This is a genomic window from Giesbergeria giesbergeri, assembly GCF_054779375.1.
Map to the genome: position 1 here is coordinate 265142 of NZ_BAAGYJ010000001.1, position 17618 is coordinate 282759.

Here is a 17618-nt window from a genome sequence, read left to right on the forward strand (position 1 = left end):
CCAACAGCGGTTTTACTGTGCGCCCAAAGAGGCGATCAGGCTAGCCAACTCTTCAACCTCGTGGGGCTGGAGATCAGCCAAGGGCGTGCGCACCGGGCCCGCATCGTGGCCCACAATCTTGGCACCGGCCTTGATGATGCTGACGGCGTAGCCTGCACTGCGGTTGCGGATCTTCAAGTAAGGCATAAAGAAGTCCTTGAGCAAACGGTGCTGGGTAGCATGGTCGTCCGTGCGTACGGCCTCATAAAACTCCATAGCCGTCTTGGGAATGAAGTTGAACACGGCAGAGGAATACACGGGTGTACCCAACGCTTTGTAAGCGGCGGCATACACTTCAGCGGTGGGCAGGCCACCCAAGTAGGCCAAGCGATCCCCCATCGTCAGGTACATGGCAGACATGGCCTCGATGTCACCCACGCCATCTTTAAAACCGACCAGATTGGGGTTGCGTTCGCACAGCCGGGCCACGGTTTCGGGGGTAAAACGGCTGATGCCACGGTTGTAAATGATGACGCCAAACTGAACGCTCTGGCACACAGCCTCGACGTGGGCGGCCAATCCTTCTTGACTGGCTTCGGTCAGGTAGTGGGGCAGCAGCAAGACGCCATGAGCACCTGCTTTTTCTGCGGCTTGGGCACACTCGATAGCAAAACGTGTAGAGCCACCAGCACCGGCAATGATGGGCACCTTGCCACGGCAGGTATCCACCGCCGTTTGGATGATGCTGGGGTATTCGCTAGAGGTCAGTGAGAAGAACTCCCCAGTGCCGCCAGCAGCAAACAAGGCGCTGGCACCATAAGGGGCCAACCACTCCAGCCGGGCTGCATAGCCCTTGGCGTCGAAGTTGCCATCGCTATCAAAGTCCGTCACAGGAAAGGACAGCAGGCCGGAGCTCATCACATCTTTAAGGTCTTGGGGTGTCATGGTGTATGCAGGAAGTAAAAAAAGAATGGTGAATAGGGGGTCGCTGGAGGCGCAACCACGGCTTAATCGAGCTTGAGGCCCACTTCCTGCACCACCTTGTGCCAGCGTTGGCGCTCGGTGCTGATAAAGCGGGCGGTTTCGGCGGGGGTCATGGTGACTACTTCGGCGCCCTGGCTGCTCAAGCGCGAACGCACTTCGGGGCTGCGAATGGCGGCCACCAGTGCATCGTGCAGGCGCTGCACCACAGCCTCGGGGGTCTTGGACGGCACGATCACGCCCTGCCAAGTGCCCGTCTCAAAACCAGGCACGCCCTGCTCCGCAATGGTGGGAACATTGGCGGCCAAGGGCATTCGGGTGCCCTTGGAGAGCCCCAGCAGCTTGAGCTTGCCGCTTTGCACATGGGGGTAAGTAGCCAACATGCCGTTCATGAGCACTTGGGTCTGGCCTGCCACGGTGTCCTGCACCGATTGCACCCCCCCTTTGTAGGGGATGTATTCCCATTTCGCCCCCGTGCTGCGGGCCAGCTCTACACCTGCTAAGTGGGGGGCACTACCAGTCGCAGTGACAGCAAAGTTGAGCGGCTGCTTTTTAGACAGTGCCACCAGTTCTTGTAGATTGTTGGCAGGCACCGAGGGATGTACCACCAGCAAATGGGGCGAATAAGCCAACATGGCGGTGCCACGCAGATCTTTGCCCAAATCAAAGGGCAATTGGGTGTAGAGCGATGGCGAGATAGCCAAAGCCCCTAAGTCACACAACAACAGGGTATGCCCATCGGCAGGGGACTTGGCAACAAAATCGGCCCCCAGATTGCCATTGGCGCCTGCCTTGTTTTCAATGATGACCGGCTGCTTGAGTTGCTGTGACAGCAGCGGGCCAATAGTGCGGGCAATGATGTCAGAACTCCCCCCCGGTGGGTAGGGCACCACAATGCGCAGGGTCTTGGTAGGCCAGTTTCCTGGGTTCTGGGCCAGCGCGCCACCACAGGCCACCAGCATGGTGGCTGCACAAGCAGCGCGAAGGAATTGTTGTCGTTGCATAGGCTTGTCTCCAGAATTTAAGTTGTAGGTTGTCATACAACTTGGATGTATTGTGGCCTGCGTTTGCTGGCTGCTGTCTCAGTAATAACCCTAGGTGTTGGGCACGGCGTGGTGTGCGGGTCAGGTGCGGGAAGCCGCCAACCCACTGATTTGCTGTGCCAAACGCAACCGCTCGCGGCTGTTGGTCAGATGGATGCGTATTGCAGCGCGGGCCGACTCCGCATCTTGGCGCTCTATGGCACGCAAAATTTCATCATGCTCCCGGTTGACGCGGGGCAGATAATCAGGGTCTCGCTGGGGCTGCGAAACGATGCGTTTGCGGGGAATAAGCAATGCGCCAAAGTGGCGCAGAATGTCGGCAAAATAAGGGTTGCCCGTAGCCTCTGCAATGCGAATATGAAAAGTGAAGTCGTGGGCCACCGTGTCTTCACCGCGCTGAAAAGCCTGCTCAAAAGCAGACAAGGCCGCCCTGATACCCTCAAGCTGGTCTGGAGTGCGTCGCAACGCAGCCAATCCCGCACTTTCAGTTTCTAGGCCAATGCGCAACTCCAGCACGGCCATCACATCTACCGAGGCACTGAGTTCTTCTGCATTCAGAGACAACGTGGGAGCCGCCTGCGAAGCACGCACAAACGTGCCAATGCCGTGGCGCGTCTCGGCCAAGCCAGCGGCCTGCAAACGTGACAGCGCCTCTCGCACCACGGTACGACTGACCTCGTAGGTGCGCACCAAGGCCGACTCGGTCGGTAACTTGTCTCCCTCGTTGAGCAAACCGTTGCGAATTTTGCTTGAGTATTCCTCAAACAGCAGGGTAGCCAAATTGCGCCCACTGTGCCCAGATTTGCCACGCAAAGGCAAATGGCTAGGCTGCGTGACGGAGGGAAACCCCTTTGTAGAACTTTCCATACCAGCAATGATAATCTGTTTATGTTGTATGACAACATATCATTAAACTCCAGATTGAGTGCCTATTCACCCCAGCGCAAAACCCTATGCCCATGACCTCCTGACCCGCAACAGGTATCCTTGAAAGCATGGCTCTCCTCATGGACTCCTTTTTCCGTGCCTTGGCATACTGCATGCTGCCCCGTGTGATAGCGTGGTCTGTCTTGCCACTGGCTTTGATGGTCATATTGGCGCTAGGCGGAGGCTACTTTTATTGGGGTAGTGCCATAGCGGCCATGTCTGCGGCACTAGAGGCCAGCACTTGGCTGGCTCCGCTATGGGCTTGGCTGCAACAACAAGGACTCCACAACGCCACAGGCGTGTTGGCCCCCGTGCTGGTGGTGGTGCTGCTTACCCCGTTGATCGTGCTGGTGTCCCTTTTGGCGGTCGCTTTTCTCATGACGCCCATGCTGGTCTCCTTGGTAGGACAAAGGCGTTTCCCAACCTTGGAGCGCCAACACGGGGGCTCATTTCTGCACAGCGTGGTCTGGTCTCTAGGCTCCACCCTGGTGGCACTGGTGGTGCTGTTGCTGTCCATGCCCCTGTGGTTGATTCCGCCACTGGTGCTGATTTTGCCGCCCCTGATCTGGGGCTGGCTGACCTACCGGGTCATGGCCTTTGATGCGTTGGCAGAACACGCCAGCAAAGCCGAATGCGAAGAACTGCTGCGGCGCCACCGCATGACATTGCTGCTGATGGGAGTAGTCTGTGGCTACCTCGGGGCAGCACCAGCCATTGTCTGGGCTTCGGGGGTGCTGTTTGTGGCAGCCTTCTTTATCTTGGTGCCTTTGGCTATCTGGATTTACGCACTGGTGTTTGCCTTTTCGTCATTGTGGTTTGTGCACTTTTGTCTGGCAGCACTGCAACAATTGCGGGCCGAGCAGCCATCCCCTGTGCCAGACGTGCAGCCGCCCGTGGTGACCTGCCCCCCCGAGAGCACACAACAGCTGCCTCCCCCCGTTTCCTGAAAGAGCAACCCCCATGCAAAAATTTGGTCTCATCATCGTTGGCGATGAAATCCTCTCGGGCAAGCGTGCTGACAAGCATCTGGGCAAAGTCATCGAACTGCTGGCAGCGCGTGGACTGTCCCTGTCTTATGCCGAGTATGTAGGAGACGACCCCGACCGCATCACCGCTACTTTGGCGCGGGCCTTTGCGTCAGGCGACGTGGTGTTCAGCACTGGCGGCATTGGCGCCACCCCCGACGACCACACCCGCCAATGCGCTGCCCGCGCCTTGGGCGTAGCACTGGAGTTGCACCCACAAGCAGCCGCCCTGATCCGCGAACGCATACAAGACACAGCCCAAGAGCAGGGAGTGCCATTCGAGCCAGAACGCCCCGACAACATACAACGCCTGCAAATGGGCGTGTTTCCGGTGGGCGCCCGCATCATTCCCAATCCATACAACAAAATTCCGGGTTTCAGTTGCAGCGTGCCCAGCGGTGGTGCAGTGCATTTTGTGCCCGGCTTTCCAGTCATGGCATGGCCGATGGTGGAATGGGTGCTAGAACAGCAATACCACCACCTGTTCCACCAAGCACCACAAACCGAGCATTCTGTGCTCGTCTATGGTGCGATAGAAGCCACTCTGACACCTATGATGGAACAGATCGAACAGGCCCATCCTGAAGTGCGCGTGTTCAGTCTCCCCAGTGTGGATCACCCCGTACATGGGCGCCATATTGAATTGGGCGTCAAAGGCCCAGCTACCGCCGTACCTGCCGCTTGGGTCGATTTGCGTGCACGACTGCACCAATTTGGTGCCAAATGCAGCCCCGAATTGGTGCGCAATCTCTGAGTATCGTCAAAAGCCGAGTAATGCCCCCACAACGGCCTCGTTGCCTTGGCACGAACAGGCACAATGTGGGTTGTGGCTGGCATGTAATCTGCTTTGACCGGACATATCCATTTTTTCAACGAGCGTTTTTCCAGGAGAACCTGATGGCCAAGACCGTTGCGGACGTGATGAACATGGTGAAAGAAAACGAAGTCAAGTTTGTTGACTTCCGTTTCACCGATACCCGTGGCAAGCAACACCACACCACGGTGCCGGTGTCGCATTTTGATGAAGACAAGTTCTCGTCGGGCCATGCTTTTGATGGCTCCTCCATTGCTGGTTGGAAAGGCATTGAAGCCTCCGACATGCAACTGATCCCCGACCCCAACACTGCCGTGGTAGACCCCTTCTTTGAAGAGCCCACCCTGGTGCTGACCTGTGACGTGATCGAGCCCAGCGATGGCAAGTCGTACGACCGTGACCCCCGCTCCATCGCCAAGCGTGCAGAAGCCTACCTGAAGGCATCTGGTTTGGGCGACACCGCCTTCTTTGGGCCAGAGCCAGAATTCTTCATTTTTGATGGCATCCGTTGGGGCACCGAGCCACACAACACCTTCTACGAAATCGAAGAATACGAAGCCCCTTGGAACACCGGCGCCAAGCTCGACGGCGGCAACCGTGGTCACCGCCCCACCGTCAAGGGCGGCTACTTCCCTGTGCCCCCCGTCGACAGCACGCAAGACATGCGCGCTGAAATGTCTTTGATTCTCGAATCCTTGGGCATTCCAGTCGAAGTGTTCCACCACGAAGTGGCAGGCGCAGGTCAAAACGAAATCGGTACCAAGTTCAGCACGCTGGTAGAGCGCGCCGACTGGACCATGCTGCAAAAGTACGTGATCCACAACGTGGCGAATGCCTACGGCAAGACCGCCACCTTCATGCCCAAGCCCTACCACGGCGACAACGGCTCTGGCATGCACGTTCACCAATCGGTCTGGAAAGACGGCAAAAACCTGTTCGCCGGTGACGGCTATGCGGGCCTGAGCGATTTTGCCCTGTACTACATCGGTGGCATCATCAAGCACGCCCGCGCCCTGAACGCCATCACCAACCCCGGCACCAACAGCTACAAGCGCCTGGTGCCCCACTTTGAAGCCCCCGTCAAGCTGGCCTACTCGGCCAAAAACCGCTCGGCTTCTATCCGTATCCCCTACGTGTCCAACCCCAAGGGTCGCCGCGTCGAGGCCCGCTTCCCCGATCCACTGATGAACCCCTACTTGGGTTTTGCCGCCCTGCTGATGGCGGGTCTGGACGGCGTGGAAAACAAGATCCATCCCGGCGAAGCTGCCACCAAGGACTTGTACCATTTGCCCCCCGAAGAAGACAAGCTGGTGCCTACCGTGTGCCACAGCTTGGATCAAGCACTGGAGCACCTCGACCAAGACCGCGCCTTCCTGACCAAGGGTGGCGTGTTCTCCGACTCCATGCTCGATGCCTACATTGAGCTGAAGATGAGCGAAGTGACCCGCTTCCGCATGGCCGTGCATCCGGTCGAGTACGACATGTACTACTCGCTGTAAACTCTGATGCTGGGCCTTATTGGCCCACATGCAAGACACAAGGCGGTGATATACACCGCCTTTTTTCATGGTCGCACCCTATCATGCACTGCCACGGAACCTGTACGGCTGGCCTACATCCCACCTGCTGTCGGGGTGTCGCGGCGGTTTGTTCGTTGGAGCAGGAGAGTGTTTCGCAGATACTCTGGCGCATACCCCCTGCATGTTCCAGGCGAGAAAATTCATGAAAAAAACACGCTTCATCTGGCTCTCGGGCCTGCTGTTCGCCCTTCTGGGAGCCCCTGTGGTTGCTGGGGCACAGGACCGCATCTACCGTTGTGGCAATGAGTACACCAACAATGCCAACCAAGCCCGTGAGCGCGGCTGCAAACCGGTAGATGGGGGCAATGTCACCGTATTGCAGTCCAACCCCGCCAGCCCACGCAGCAGCACTGCCGCCCCCACCTCCAGCAAACCCGCCCCAGTGGCATCACCGGCTGGTGCCCCCCGCGTAGACAATGGCGAGCAGCGTGCCCGCGACTCAGATGCCCGCGCCATTTTGGAGGCCGAATTGCGCAAAGCCCAAACCCGATTGGCAGACTTGGAAAAAGAATACAACAACGGTGCCCCCGAACGCAATGCACTGGATTTGCGCAACCCCCAACGCTATGCCGAGCGCACCGCAGAACTCAAGGCCCACATTGCCCGCACCGAAAGTGATATCGCAGGCATCCAGCGTGAGATAGGACGGCTCAAATGAAGGCTCCCGCACTGACTGGCCGCTTCCAGTCGCTGGATTTGTTGTCGGTGCTGGTGGCCGTGTTGCGGCCCGATGGTACTGTGCAGTTTGCCAATGCAGCCCTCGAAGATACGGTAGGTTTGTCACGCCGCACCCTCGAAGGCATGGACTTTGCCCAATTCTTCACCTTGCCATCGCTGTTGCAAAATGCACTGGCCGGTAGCTGGGGAGAAGATTTTGCTGCGGTGCGCTTTGATGGCTGCCTCAAACGCTTGCACCAAGAATCGGTGCTGGTGCATGTGAGCGTTGTGCCCGCAGACCACCCTGGTGAAGTGCTGGTCGAATTGTGGCCGCTAGAACAACAAGCCCGCCAAGACCGAGAAGAACGCCTACGCGATCAAGCACAGGCGCACAAAGAACTGATCCGCAATCTGGCACACGAAATCAAAAACCCACTGGGAGGCATTCGGGGAGCCGCGCAGTTGTTGGAAATGGAACTCGACAGCCCCGAGATGACGGAGTACACCCAAGTCATCATCCATGAAGCCGACCGCCTGCAAAGTTTGGTAGATCGGCTGCTGGCCCCACACCGCCACCCCCATCTGGTGGGGGATGTGAACATCCACGAAGTCTGTGAGCGGGTGCGCTCACTGGTGTTGGTGGAGTATCCGCAGGGGCTGAGCATTGAGCAAGACTACGACATCTCGATTCCAGAGTTCCGAGGAGACCGAGCGCAACTGATCCAAGCCGTGCTCAATGTGGTGCAAAACGCAGCACAGGCACTGGTGCCACAGATGGCACAGAGCAACGCGCGCATCATGTTGCGCACCCGGGTGGCCCGGCAAGTCACCTTGGGGCGCGAGCGTTACAAGCTGGCATTGGAATTGCATGTCATAGACAACGGGCCAGGCGTGCCCGATGCCATACGGGAGCGGATCTTCTATCCCCTGGTGTCGGGACGGGATGGCGGGTCGGGGTTGGGCCTGACGTTGGCACAAACCTTTGTGCAGCGCCACCACGGCATGATCGAGTGCGATAGCGCACCCGGTCGCACCGACTTCCGCATCCTGATTCCTTTGCCCTAAGGATATATAACCGGCAACCAGTGAGACACAACACCCATGAAGCCGATCTGGATAGTAGATGACGACCCCTCGATCCGCTTTGTGCTAGAAAAAGCACTGGCGCGTGACAACCTGCCCACCCGCAGTTTCACCAACCCACGCGAAGTGCTAGATGCCTTGGCCGACATTGGGGCCGGTGACGCATCCCAGCCAGGGCCACAAGTGCTGGTCAGTGACATTCGCATGCCCGGTGGCTCTGGGCTGCAATTGTTGGAAAAAGTCCATGCCTTGCAACCGGCACTGCCGGTGATCATCATGACGGCCTATTCCGATCTGGACAGCGCCGTCTCCGCCTTTCAGCGCGGTGCGTTCGAGTACCTGCCCAAGCCGTTTGATCTGCCCAAAGCAGTCGAGCTGATCCGTCGGGCTGTGCAAGAGAGCCAGCGCGAAAGCGTGGCCCAAGACAGCCCCGCTGCTGCGGCGGAGATGTTGGGCCAAGCCCCGGCCATGCAAGACGTGTTTCGTGCCATTGGCCGCCTGAGCCAAAGCATGGTCACAGTGCTCATCACCGGCGAATCCGGCTCGGGCAAAGAGCTGGTCGCACGCGCCCTGCACAAACATTCGCCCTGCGCCAATGGGCCATTTGTCGCCATCAATACAGCGGCCATCCCCAAGGATTTGTTGGAATCCGAATTGTTCGGCCATGAGCGCGGCGCTTTTACCGGCGCACAAACACAGCGCCGGGGCCGTTTTGAACAGGCGGAGGGCGGCACGCTGTTTTTGGATGAAATCGGCGATATGCCGTTTGATTTGCAAACCCGCTTGCTGCGCGTGCTGTCAGATGGGCAGTTTTACCGCGTGGGTGGGCACAGCGCCGTCAAAGCCCATGTGCGTGTCATTGCCGCCACCCACCAAAATCTGGAGCAGCGGGTCAAGGACGGTGCCTTCCGTGAGGACTTGTTCCATCGGCTCAATGTGATCCGGCTGCGGCTGCCAGCCCTGCGCGAGCGCCCCGAAGACGTGCCCATGCTCACGCGCCATTTTTTGCAGCAAAGTGCGCGCCAATTGGGGGTGGAGCCCAAGCGCATTGCAGATGCTGCACTGGCCCGGCTGGCACAGTTTGCCTTTCCAGGCAATGTGCGCCAACTAGAAAATATTTGCCATTGGCTCACAGTCATGGCACCGGCCCAAGTCATTTCTGTGCAGGATTTGCCTCCAGAAGTGCTGGAGGCGCCACCACCACAGCCCCCCATTTTGCCTTTGGCACAACCCTCGCTACAGGCCACCAGCATGATGGCTGGATCTGGCATTACCACCGCTGGGTCTGCCCCACCCGCTTGGCCCACCCCAGCGGCAGGCACAGGGCCAGAGTTGGCCGTTCACAGTGGGTGGGAAGCCCCTCTGGAGGCCGAAGCCCAATTGCTGCTGGCCAGTGGGCAGTCAGATGTCTGGGATGTATTGACGCGCCGCTTTGAGTCCCGACTCATCGCGGCAGCCTTGGCTGCCACACATGGCCGCCGCATGGAGGCTGCGCAACGTTTGGGCATTGGGCGCAACACGATCACCCGCAAAATCCAAGAGTTGGGCCTCGATGCCCATGAAGACTAGCACGGCAACGCTGGCCCTCAACCCAAAGTCACGACCACTGGAGCATGGTCACTGGGTTGCGGTTTTTTGCGAGGCGTGCGGTCGATGGTGCAAGCAGTGACCGTATGGCGCAATGCTGCACTGACCAAAATATGGTCAATGCGCAAGCCACGGTTCTTCTGAAAACCCAACATCCGGTAATCCCACCAAGAAAAGCTTCTCTCGGGCTGCTCGAACAGACGAAAGGCGTCGTGTAGATCCAAATCGAGCAAGGCTTGGAATTGCCCCCGTTCCTCCACGGTGTGGTGGATGCTACCGCGCAGGCCTTCGGGATCATGAGAGTCGCGGTCTTGCGGGGCAATATTAAAGTCACCCAGCAGCACCAACCGCTGGTGGCAAGCCAGCTCAGCAGCCACCCAAGCATGCAAAGCAGAAAGCCAGCGCATCTTGTAGGCAAACTTATCGGTGCCAGGTGCTTGCCCGTTGACAAAATAACCATTGATCAACCGCACTGGCCCCTGAGGGGTGTCGAGCGTGGCGGCAATGGTGCGGGCCTGTTCATCGGCCAAACCGGGAATATTGCGCACCACCTCCAGCACCGGACTGCGCGTGAGCCAGGCCACACCGTTGTAGGTTTTTTGGCCGTGAACTACCGCGTGGTAGCCTGCCGCTTCTAAGGCAGCGAAAGGAAATCTCTCCTCCACCAGTTTGAGCTCTTGCAAACCAAGGGCATCGACAGGGTTGCTGGCCAACCAGTCCAACACCTGCGGCAAACGGACAGAGAGAGAGTTGACGTTCCAAGTAGCGATTTGCATTGCCAACTTTGCTTTGCGCTCAGAGCACATCGCTGGCAAAGTCGGCCAACCGCGAACGCTCACCACGGGCCAACGTGATATGACCGCTGTGTGGCCAGCCCTTGAAACGATCTACCGTGAAAGTCAGGCCCGAAGAGCCTTCCGTCAGGTAGGGCGTATCAATCTGCGCCAAATTGCCCATGCAGACAATTTTGGTGCCTGGCCCAGCACGCGTAATCAGCGTTTTGAGCTGCTTAGGGGTCAGGTTTTGTGCCTCGTCGATGATGACGTACTTGTTCATGAACGTGCGCCCACGCATAAAGTTCATGCTCTTGATCTTGATACGACTGCGAATTAATTCATTCGTGGCAGCACGGCCCCACTCGCCGGGGTTGCCCCCCTCACCTTTGGCTAAAAACTCGAGGTTATCGTCCAAGGCACCCATCCACGGCCCCATTTTTTCTTCTTCGGTGCCAGGCAAGAAACCAATATCTTCGCCCACACTCACCGTAGCACGGGTCATGATGATTTCGGTATAGCGGCGCTCATCCAGCACTTGGGTCAGGCCAGCGGCCAAGGCCATCAAGGTCTTGCCCGTGCCTGCCGTGCCAGTGAGCGTGACCAAATCGACCTCTGGATCCATGAGCAGGTTGAGGGCAAAGTTTTGCTCGCGGTTGCGACTGTTGACACCCCACACCGCATTTTTGGCATGGGCATAGTCTTTAAGCGTACGCAACACGGCAGTTTTGTCGCGGATTTCGGTAACGCGCGCATACAGACTGGGCTCGCCGGGGGCTTCAAAATAGACAAACTGGTTGATCATCCACTGCGCTACGATCGGGCCACTGATGCGATAGAAAGTATTCGGGCCGCTCTGCCAGCTCTCTACCGCCTTGCCGTGGCGGCTCCAGAAGTCGGCAGGCAGCGCCAAAGCGCCTGAATAGAGCAGGTCATCATCATCGAGTGCTTTGTCGTTCTGGTAGTCTTCAGCAGGCAAGCCCAACGCACGGGCCTTGACACGCATGTTGATGTCTTTGGAGACCAACACCACTTCGCGCGGAGCATGCAACTTGCGCAGTGCCTCCACCACACCCAAGATTTGGTTGTCTGCTTTGCCCTGAGGCAAGCTGGTAGGCAGTTGGTAGTCCAACGCCGAAGTCTGGAAATACAAATGCCCAGTGGCCCCACGCTGGCCGGTAGAGTCGAGCTTAAGCCCCTGGCCGATGTCGGCACCTTGGGTGGCAGCCAAAGCATCCAGCGACCGGCTGACCTGGCGACCATTGCGCGCCACTTCGGTCATGCCCTTCTTGTGGGCATCCAGCTCTTCGAGCACGATCATCGGCAGATAGATATCGTGTTCTTCAAAACGGAACAAGCTGGTCGGGTCGTGCAGCAACACATTGGTGTCGAGCACAAACAGTTTGGTCGGGCCACTACTGCGGGCCGCCTTGCGTGTCTGATGGCGCTGGCGCTTCTCAGGGGCAACCACCACGGGTGCAGTGGCTGCCATAGGGGTTGCAGGCGCTGTGACCACAGAAACCTCTGGAGACGCCACCACAGATGCCGGTGTTTGCACCAAGGCCGGCGTTGGCACATTGCGGCGGCTACGGGAAGCAGGTGTGGCGATGGCGGTAGCAGCCACAGCAGGAGTGCTCACTGGGGTGGCAGCAGGGCGACGACCACCCTTGCGCGCAACTGGGGCCACCACTGGCGTGTCCGCCACTGCGCTGACAGAAACAACGGTATCTGTGGCTGGGGCAGGGGGGCTTTTGTCGGTGGCACTGGCCTTACGGGCTACAGGCTTGAAGGCCTCGGGAGGCAGTTGGGCGGCACGCCGGGTGGGAGCAGGTGGCAGGGGTGGCATGGGCAAAGACCTCAATCAGGCAGGTTCAGAAAGCAAAAAGCCGCCGGGAAACCCAGGCGGCTTGTCGGTCAGAAAGGAGCTTCGCAGAGTTCAGCGGCATCGGGCCATTATGCACGGCAGCGATGTCGGCAGCATCAGGCCGCTTTTTTCAGCGCCTTGAGTAACTTGACAGCCTTGAGCACTTCTTCGACATGGCCGGGCACCTTCAAACCACGCCATTCGTGGGTCAGGATGCCTTCCTCATTGATCAGGAAAGTGCTGCGCTCAATACCCTTGACCTTTTTGCCATACATGATCTTGTTCTTGACGACACCGAACATGTGGCACATTTTTTCTTCGGTATCGGCAATCAGCTCAAACGGCAGTTCCAGCTTTTCTTTGAACTCGTCATGCGACTTCATGTTGTCACGCGAGACGCCAAACACCGCAGCACCGGCTTTGACAAAGTCTTTGTACTTGTCGCGGAACTGCATCGCCTCGGTGGTGCAGCCGGGCGTGTTGTCTTTGGGGTAAAAATACAGCACCATGACCTGCCCGTGATGCGAGGTGTTGGTCACCTTGATGCCGCCGGTGGCGTTGGCTTCAAATTCGGGAAGGGGCTTGTTGACAACGATCGCCATATAAACTGCAGTCTCTCGGGAGTGTGGTCGTTGGAAGCCGGAGGAACGGATGTATTGTTCTGGATTGCCTCCGACCGCAACCCGGCATTTTACCCCGAAACGGCTTTTGGCCTGTTTTAAGCTGTCTCCAACAGCAACGCGGCCACCACATTGCGGCCTTCACCAGCCAAGATGTTGTAGGTGCGGCAGGCCGCTTGGGTGTCCATCGTTTCCAAGCCGATGCGCCGCTCCATCAGGGGCCGCAGCCAAGCGGGGGGTACAAAACGGTTGCGCACACCGCTACCAAACAAAATCAATTCGACCTCAATGTCTGCCAGAGGGGCAAAGTGTGCCGCCGTCAGGTCTTCAAACCGGGCACAGTCCCAAGGCAAGCGCAAACCATGCGCCCCCAAAATCAGGCTAGAAGTCACTTTGTCCGGCCCTACGCTAATCCATCCGGGGCCGTAGCCGGTAATGCTGTGGATATTGTGGCGGTCGGGCTGAAATTTCATGGTGCTGGCGTACTGCGCCGGGTGGCGCAAGAGAGGACGGAACTGTGGTCAAATTATAGGTTTCACCCTAGCGCCCTGCGTCAGGGTGGGTCTGTGGTCCCCTTGCACCCTCGTCAGCCATGAAATCGATACGCAAATCTGCCAAGCTCGCCAACGTCTGTTACGACATCCGAGGCCCGATCATGGACGCGGCCAAGCAGATGGAAGAAGACGGCCACAAAATCATCAAACTCAACATTGGCAATTTGGCGGTGTTTGGCTTTGATGCCCCCGAAGAAATCCAGCAAGACATGATCCGCAACCTGCCCAACTCGGCAGGCTACTCCGACAGCAAGGGCATCTTTGCCGCACGCAAGGCGGTGATGCACGAGACGCAAAAGCAAGGCGTCAAGGGCGTCACGCTGGATGACATTTATCTGGGCAATGGGGCGTCTGAGCTGATTGCTATGGCTACCAACGCGCTACTCGACACTGGCGACGAGTTGCTGCTGCCTGCTCCCGATTACCCATTGTGGACGGCTTGCACCAGTCTCTCGGGGGGCACCCCAGTGCATTATTTGTGCGACGAAGACAACGGATGGATGCCCAGCCTAGACGACATCCGAGCCAAAGTCACACCCCGCACCAAGGGCATCGTAGTCATTAACCCCAACAACCCCACAGGTGCGCTGTATTCTGACGAACTGCTCAAGGGCATCGTGGCGATTGCGCGTGAGCACAACTTGGTCATTTTTGCCGATGAGGTCTATGACAAGGTGCTCTACGATGGCATTAAACACACGCCATTGGCCAGCCTGAGTGACGATGTGCTCACACTCACCTTTAACTCACTGTCCAAGAGCTACCGCTCTTGCGGCTACCGTGCGGGCTGGTTGGTGGTGTCGGGTGATAAAAAAGCCGCCAAAGACTACATTGAGGGCTTGAACATGCTCTCCAACATGCGCTTGTGCGCCAATGTGCCCGGCCAGTGGGCCATCCAAACAGCACTGGGCGGCTATCAAAGCATCAATGATTTGGTCTGCGAGGGGGGCCGCCTGCGCAAACAGCGCGATTTGGCCCATGCACTCATCACGGCCATTCCGGGGGTCAGTTGCGTCAAGCCGCAGGCGGCGCTGTACATGTTTCCACGCCTCGATCCCAAGGTGTATCCCATTGAAGACGATCAGCAGTTCTTCCTAGAACTGTTGCAGGAGACCAAGGTCATGTTGGTGCAGGGCACGGGCTTTAACTGGCCCAGCCCCGATCACTTTCGTATCGTGTTTCTGCCCCACGAGGCCGATCTGCGTGAGGCCATTGGCCGCGTGGCCAAGTTCTTGGAGCAGTACCGCAAGCGCCACGGCACTGAGTAATTCTTTGGCCGTACAGCACCGCAACTTTTTTAATTAGCACATTACCTTATGAAACCCATTCAAGTTGGCCTGCTGGGCATCGGTACCGTTGGTAGCGGCGTTTTTAACGTACTGCAACGCAACCAAGAAGAAATCAGCCGCCGTGCCGGTTGTGGCATCCAAATCACGATGGTGGCCGATTTGGACGTAGAACGTGCCCAAAGCGTGGTCGGCAACAGCGTGCAGGTGGTCAATGATGCCCGCGCCATCATTGCCAACCCCGATATCGACATCGTGGTCGAATTGATTGGTGGCTACGGCGTAGCCAAGGCACTGGTGCTCGAAGCCATTGCTGCTGGTAAACATGTGGTCACGGCCAACAAGGCGCTGCTGGCCGTGCATGGCACAGAGATTTTTGCTGCCGCCTCAGCCAAGGGCGTGATGGTGGCCTACGAGGCCGCCGTGGCCGGGGGCATCCCTATCATCAAGGCACTGCGCGAAGGCCTGACGGCCAACCGCATCCAATGGCTGGCGGGCATCATCAACGGCACGACCAACTTTATCCTGTCTGAGATGCGCGACAAAGGCCTGGACTTTGACGTGGTGCTCAAAGAGGCGCAACGCTTGGGCTATGCCGAAGCCGACCCCACCTTTGATATTGAAGGCGTGGATGCAGCGCACAAAGCCACGCTGATGAGCGCGATTGCCTTTGGTATTCCGGTGCAGTTTGACAAAGCCTATGTCGAAGGCATTACCAAGCTGGGCGCGGCCGACATCAAATATGCCGAGCAACTGGGCTACCGCATCAAGCTGCTGGGCATCAGCAAGCGCACCGACAAGGGCGTAGAGCTGCGCGTGCATCCCTCTTTGGTACCGGCCAAGCGCCTGATTGCCAATGTGGAAGGCGCAATGAATGCTGTGGTGGTGCATGGCGATGCCGTGGGCACAACGCTCTACTATGGCAAGGGTGCCGGTTCCGAACCTACGGCCAGCGCCGTGATTGCTGATTTGGTCGATATTGCCCGCCTGCATACCGCTGACCCCCACCACCGCGTGCCGCACTTGGCCTTCCAAGCGCACACGCTGGATGCCGCGATGGACAGCCTGCCGGTGCTGCCCATGAGCGAAGTCGTCACCAGCTACTATCTGCGCCTGCGCGTGGCCGACCAAGCCGGTGTATTGGCCCAAGTGACTGGCATTTTGGCCGGTGCAGGCATCAGCATCGATGCCATGCTGCAACGCGAAGCCGACGAAGTGGGCGGCGAAGGCAGCACGCAAACCGACCTCATCATCCTGACGCACGACACGCGCGAAGGCACGATGAACGATGCCATCGCCCAGATGCAGGCCTTGCCCACCGTGCTGGCCCCCATCACCCGTATCCGTAAAGAGGAGTTGAACTGATGTTGTACCTCTCCACGCGCGGCCACCCCGACCGCAAGCACTTCTGCGACATTCTGCTCGAAGGCTTGGCCCCTGATGGCGGCCTGTACCTGCCCGAACACTATCCCCAAGTGGACGATGCCACGCTCGCCCGTTGGCGCACCGTTTACCACAAGCAAGGTTACGCTGAGCTGGCCTTTGAAATTTTGTCGCTCTACATTGACGACATCCCTGCCGACGACCTGCGCGCCCTGTGCCACAAGACCTACACCGCCGCCGTTTTTGGCACGGGCGAGATTGTGCCGCTGCGCCATATCGAAGACAGCCTGTGGCTAGAAGCTCTGTCCAACGGCCCCACACTGGCCTTCAAAGACATGGCCATGCAGTTGCTGGGCAACTTGTTTGAATACGAACTCAAACGCCGGGGCGAACAGCTCAACATTCTGGGCGCCACCAGTGGCGACACCGGCAGTGCCGCAGAACACGCCATGCGTGGCAAAGAAGGTGTGCGCGTCTTCATGACCAGCCCACATGGCCGCATGAGTGCCTTCCAACAGGCACAAATGTTCAGCCTGCAAGACGAGAACATCCACAACATCGCCATTGAAGGCGTGTTTGACGACTGCCAAGACATCGTCAAAGCCGTCAGCAACGACTTGGAGTTCAAGCGCAAATACAAAATTGGCACGGTCAACTCCATCAACTGGGCGCGTTTGTTGGCGCAAGTGGTGTACTACTTTGCCGGTTACATCCAAGCCACCGAGAGCAATACCGAGCAAGTCAGCTTTACCGTGCCCAGCGGCAACTTTGGCAACGTCTGCGCCGGTCATGTGGCCCGGATGATGGGCTTGCCCATCCACACCTTGGTGGTAGCTACCAACGAGAACGATGTGCTGGATGAGTTCTTCCGCACCGGCGTGTACCGTGTGCGCAGCAGTGCCGACACGCACGAGACATCCAGCCCATCGATGGACATCTCCAAAGCCAGCAACTTTGAACGCTTTATTTTTGACCTGCTGGGGCGTGACGGCGCACAGGTGCAGGCTCTGTTTGGCGATGCCCTGAGCCAGCAAGGCTACTTCGACTTGAGCCAACACCCGGCTTTTGCCCAAGCGGCCAGCCGCTATGGTTTTTGCAGCGGCAAGAGCACCCATGCAGACCGCTTAGCCACCATCCGCGACACCCATGCCCGTTTTGGCATGACCATCGACACCCACACCGCTGATGGCGTGAAGGTGGCGCGCGAACACCGCAGCCCCGGCATTGCCATGCTGGTGCTAGAGACCGCGTTGCCCATCAAGTTTGCCGAAACCATTGTCGAAGCCTTGGGCCATGCCCCTGAGCGCCCAGCCAAATTTGTTGGTATTGAAGATTTGCCCAAGCGCGTGCAGGTGATGCCCGCCGATGTGGCCCAAGTCAAAGCCTACATCGCACGCCACTGCGATTGAGCAGCGCATGTCTGCGGTGCATCCAATGGGCCGGTAGTGCAGGAGCGTGTCGC

At 58.2% G+C, this 17618-nt stretch carries 16 protein-coding genes; 9 read left to right on the forward strand and 7 right to left on the reverse strand.

Translation table 11 applies throughout. The features are described 5' to 3' along the window. Positions 1–12 precede the first annotated feature (12 nt). From kdgD to ACYVB2_RS01260, 3 genes are all read right to left on the reverse strand, one after another. Entirely contained in the window at positions 13–924 is a 912-nt protein-coding gene (kdgD, locus tag ACYVB2_RS01250) for a 5-dehydro-4-deoxyglucarate dehydratase (protein WP_382431318.1), read from the reverse strand. A 62-nt stretch (positions 925–986) separates the two neighbouring features. Then, positions 987–1964, reverse strand: coding sequence for a Bug family tripartite tricarboxylate transporter substrate binding protein (locus ACYVB2_RS01255; RefSeq protein ID WP_382431316.1), 978 nt, complete (start codon positions 1962–1964; stop codon positions 987–989). A gap of 120 nt (positions 1965–2084) precedes the next feature. Then, complete coding sequence (locus ACYVB2_RS01260; RefSeq protein ID WP_382431314.1) at positions 2085–2870, reverse strand: FadR/GntR family transcriptional regulator; 786 nt, start codon at positions 2868–2870, stop codon at positions 2085–2087. Between the two features lie 128 nt (positions 2871–2998). On the opposite strand from ACYVB2_RS01260, the gene ACYVB2_RS01265 reads away from it, so the two are divergent. The 6 genes from ACYVB2_RS01265 to ntrC all read left to right on the forward strand — a co-directional run bounded on the left by ACYVB2_RS01265 (position 2999) and on the right by ntrC (position 9658). Then, positions 2999–3877: an EI24 domain-containing protein gene (locus ACYVB2_RS01265; RefSeq protein WP_382431312.1), complete on the forward strand. Its 879-nt coding sequence runs from the start codon at positions 2999–3001 to the stop codon at positions 3875–3877. A gap of 13 nt (positions 3878–3890) precedes the next feature. Beyond that, positions 3891–4709 carry a competence/damage-inducible protein A gene (locus ACYVB2_RS01270; RefSeq protein ID WP_382431310.1) on the forward strand — a complete coding sequence of 273 codons (819 nt, stop codon included), beginning with the start codon at positions 3891–3893 and terminating at the stop codon, positions 4707–4709. A 143-nt stretch (positions 4710–4852) separates the two neighbouring features. After that, entirely contained in the window at positions 4853–6268 is a 1416-nt protein-coding gene (gene glnA / locus ACYVB2_RS01275; protein ID WP_382431308.1) for a type I glutamate--ammonia ligase, read from the forward strand. Between the two features lie 223 nt (positions 6269–6491). Continuing rightward, positions 6492–7007, forward strand: coding sequence for a hypothetical protein (locus ACYVB2_RS01280; RefSeq protein ID WP_382431306.1), 516 nt, complete (start codon positions 6492–6494; stop codon positions 7005–7007). After that, a complete protein-coding gene (glnL, locus tag ACYVB2_RS01285; RefSeq protein WP_382431304.1) occupies positions 7004–8071 on the forward strand; it encodes a nitrogen regulation protein NR(II) in 1068 nt (355 codons plus the stop codon). The genes ACYVB2_RS01280 and glnL overlap by 4 nt, the downstream gene beginning before the upstream one ends. A 36-nt stretch (positions 8072–8107) precedes the next feature. Then, the gene (ntrC, locus tag ACYVB2_RS01290; RefSeq protein WP_382431302.1) at positions 8108–9658 is read left to right on the forward strand and encodes a nitrogen regulation protein NR(I); all 1551 of its coding nucleotides are present in this window, start codon (positions 8108–8110) and stop codon (positions 9656–9658) included. A 17-nt stretch (positions 9659–9675) separates the two neighbouring features. Here ntrC and xth read toward each other — a convergent pair whose 3' ends face one another. The 4 genes from xth to ACYVB2_RS01310 form a co-directional block, all read right to left on the reverse strand. Further along, the gene (gene xth / locus ACYVB2_RS01295) at positions 9676–10452 is read right to left on the reverse strand and encodes an exodeoxyribonuclease III (protein ID WP_382431300.1); all 777 of its coding nucleotides are present in this window, start codon (positions 10450–10452) and stop codon (positions 9676–9678) included. Between the two features lie 19 nt (positions 10453–10471). Then, complete coding sequence (locus ACYVB2_RS01300; RefSeq protein WP_382431298.1) at positions 10472–12295, reverse strand: PhoH family protein; 1824 nt, start codon at positions 12293–12295, stop codon at positions 10472–10474. 134 nt (positions 12296–12429) lie between these two features. After that, positions 12430–12915, reverse strand: coding sequence for a peroxiredoxin (locus tag ACYVB2_RS01305; protein WP_382431296.1), 486 nt, complete (start codon positions 12913–12915; stop codon positions 12430–12432). A gap of 116 nt (positions 12916–13031) precedes the next feature. Continuing rightward, positions 13032–13406 (reverse strand): Mth938-like domain-containing protein, encoded by a 375-nt coding sequence (locus ACYVB2_RS01310; RefSeq protein ID WP_382431294.1) that lies wholly within the window; start codon positions 13404–13406, stop codon positions 13032–13034. Between the two features lie 119 nt (positions 13407–13525). On the opposite strand from ACYVB2_RS01310, the gene ACYVB2_RS01315 reads away from it, so the two are divergent. The 3 genes from ACYVB2_RS01315 to thrC are packed head-to-tail and all read left to right on the forward strand — an operon-like array spanning position 13526 to position 17565. Beyond that, positions 13526–14755, forward strand: coding sequence for a pyridoxal phosphate-dependent aminotransferase (locus ACYVB2_RS01315; RefSeq protein WP_382431292.1), 1230 nt, complete (start codon positions 13526–13528; stop codon positions 14753–14755). 48 nt (positions 14756–14803) lie between these two features. Continuing rightward, positions 14804–16138 (forward strand): homoserine dehydrogenase, encoded by a 1335-nt coding sequence (locus ACYVB2_RS01320; RefSeq protein ID WP_382431290.1) that lies wholly within the window; start codon positions 14804–14806, stop codon positions 16136–16138. Next, positions 16138–17565 (forward strand): threonine synthase, encoded by a 1428-nt coding sequence (thrC, locus tag ACYVB2_RS01325; RefSeq protein ID WP_382431288.1) that lies wholly within the window; start codon positions 16138–16140, stop codon positions 17563–17565. The genes ACYVB2_RS01320 and thrC overlap by 1 nt, the downstream gene beginning before the upstream one ends. Positions 17566–17618: the final 53 nt, after the last annotated feature.

Coding starts and splice junctions, on each gene's coding strand:
- kdgD (WP_382431318.1), bottom strand. CDS start 924: ATGACACCCCAAGACCTTAAAGATGTGATGAGCTCCGGCCTGCTGTCC.
- ACYVB2_RS01255 (WP_382431316.1), bottom strand. CDS start 1,964: ATGCAACGACAACAATTCCTTCGCGCTGCTTGTGCAGCCACCATGCTG.
- ACYVB2_RS01260 (WP_382431314.1), bottom strand. CDS start 2,870: ATGGAAAGTTCTACAAAGGGGTTTCCCTCCGTCACGCAGCCTAGCCAT.
- ACYVB2_RS01265 (WP_382431312.1), top strand. CDS start 2,999: ATGGCTCTCCTCATGGACTCCTTTTTCCGTGCCTTGGCATACTGCATG.
- ACYVB2_RS01270 (WP_382431310.1), top strand. CDS start 3,891: ATGCAAAAATTTGGTCTCATCATCGTTGGCGATGAAATCCTCTCGGGC.
- glnA (WP_382431308.1), top strand. CDS start 4,853: ATGGCCAAGACCGTTGCGGACGTGATGAACATGGTGAAAGAAAACGAA.
- ACYVB2_RS01280 (WP_382431306.1), top strand. CDS start 6,492: ATGAAAAAAACACGCTTCATCTGGCTCTCGGGCCTGCTGTTCGCCCTT.
- glnL (WP_382431304.1), top strand. CDS start 7,004: ATGAAGGCTCCCGCACTGACTGGCCGCTTCCAGTCGCTGGATTTGTTG.
- ntrC (WP_382431302.1), top strand. CDS start 8,108: ATGAAGCCGATCTGGATAGTAGATGACGACCCCTCGATCCGCTTTGTG.
- xth (WP_382431300.1), bottom strand. CDS start 10,452: ATGCAAATCGCTACTTGGAACGTCAACTCTCTCTCTGTCCGTTTGCCG.
- ACYVB2_RS01300 (WP_382431298.1), bottom strand. CDS start 12,295: ATGCCACCCCTGCCACCTGCTCCCACCCGGCGTGCCGCCCAACTGCCT.
- ACYVB2_RS01305 (WP_382431296.1), bottom strand. CDS start 12,915: ATGGCGATCGTTGTCAACAAGCCCCTTCCCGAATTTGAAGCCAACGCC.
- ACYVB2_RS01310 (WP_382431294.1), bottom strand. CDS start 13,406: ATGAAATTTCAGCCCGACCGCCACAATATCCACAGCATTACCGGCTAC.
- ACYVB2_RS01315 (WP_382431292.1), top strand. CDS start 13,526: ATGAAATCGATACGCAAATCTGCCAAGCTCGCCAACGTCTGTTACGAC.
- ACYVB2_RS01320 (WP_382431290.1), top strand. CDS start 14,804: ATGAAACCCATTCAAGTTGGCCTGCTGGGCATCGGTACCGTTGGTAGC.
- thrC (WP_382431288.1), top strand. CDS start 16,138: ATGTTGTACCTCTCCACGCGCGGCCACCCCGACCGCAAGCACTTCTGC.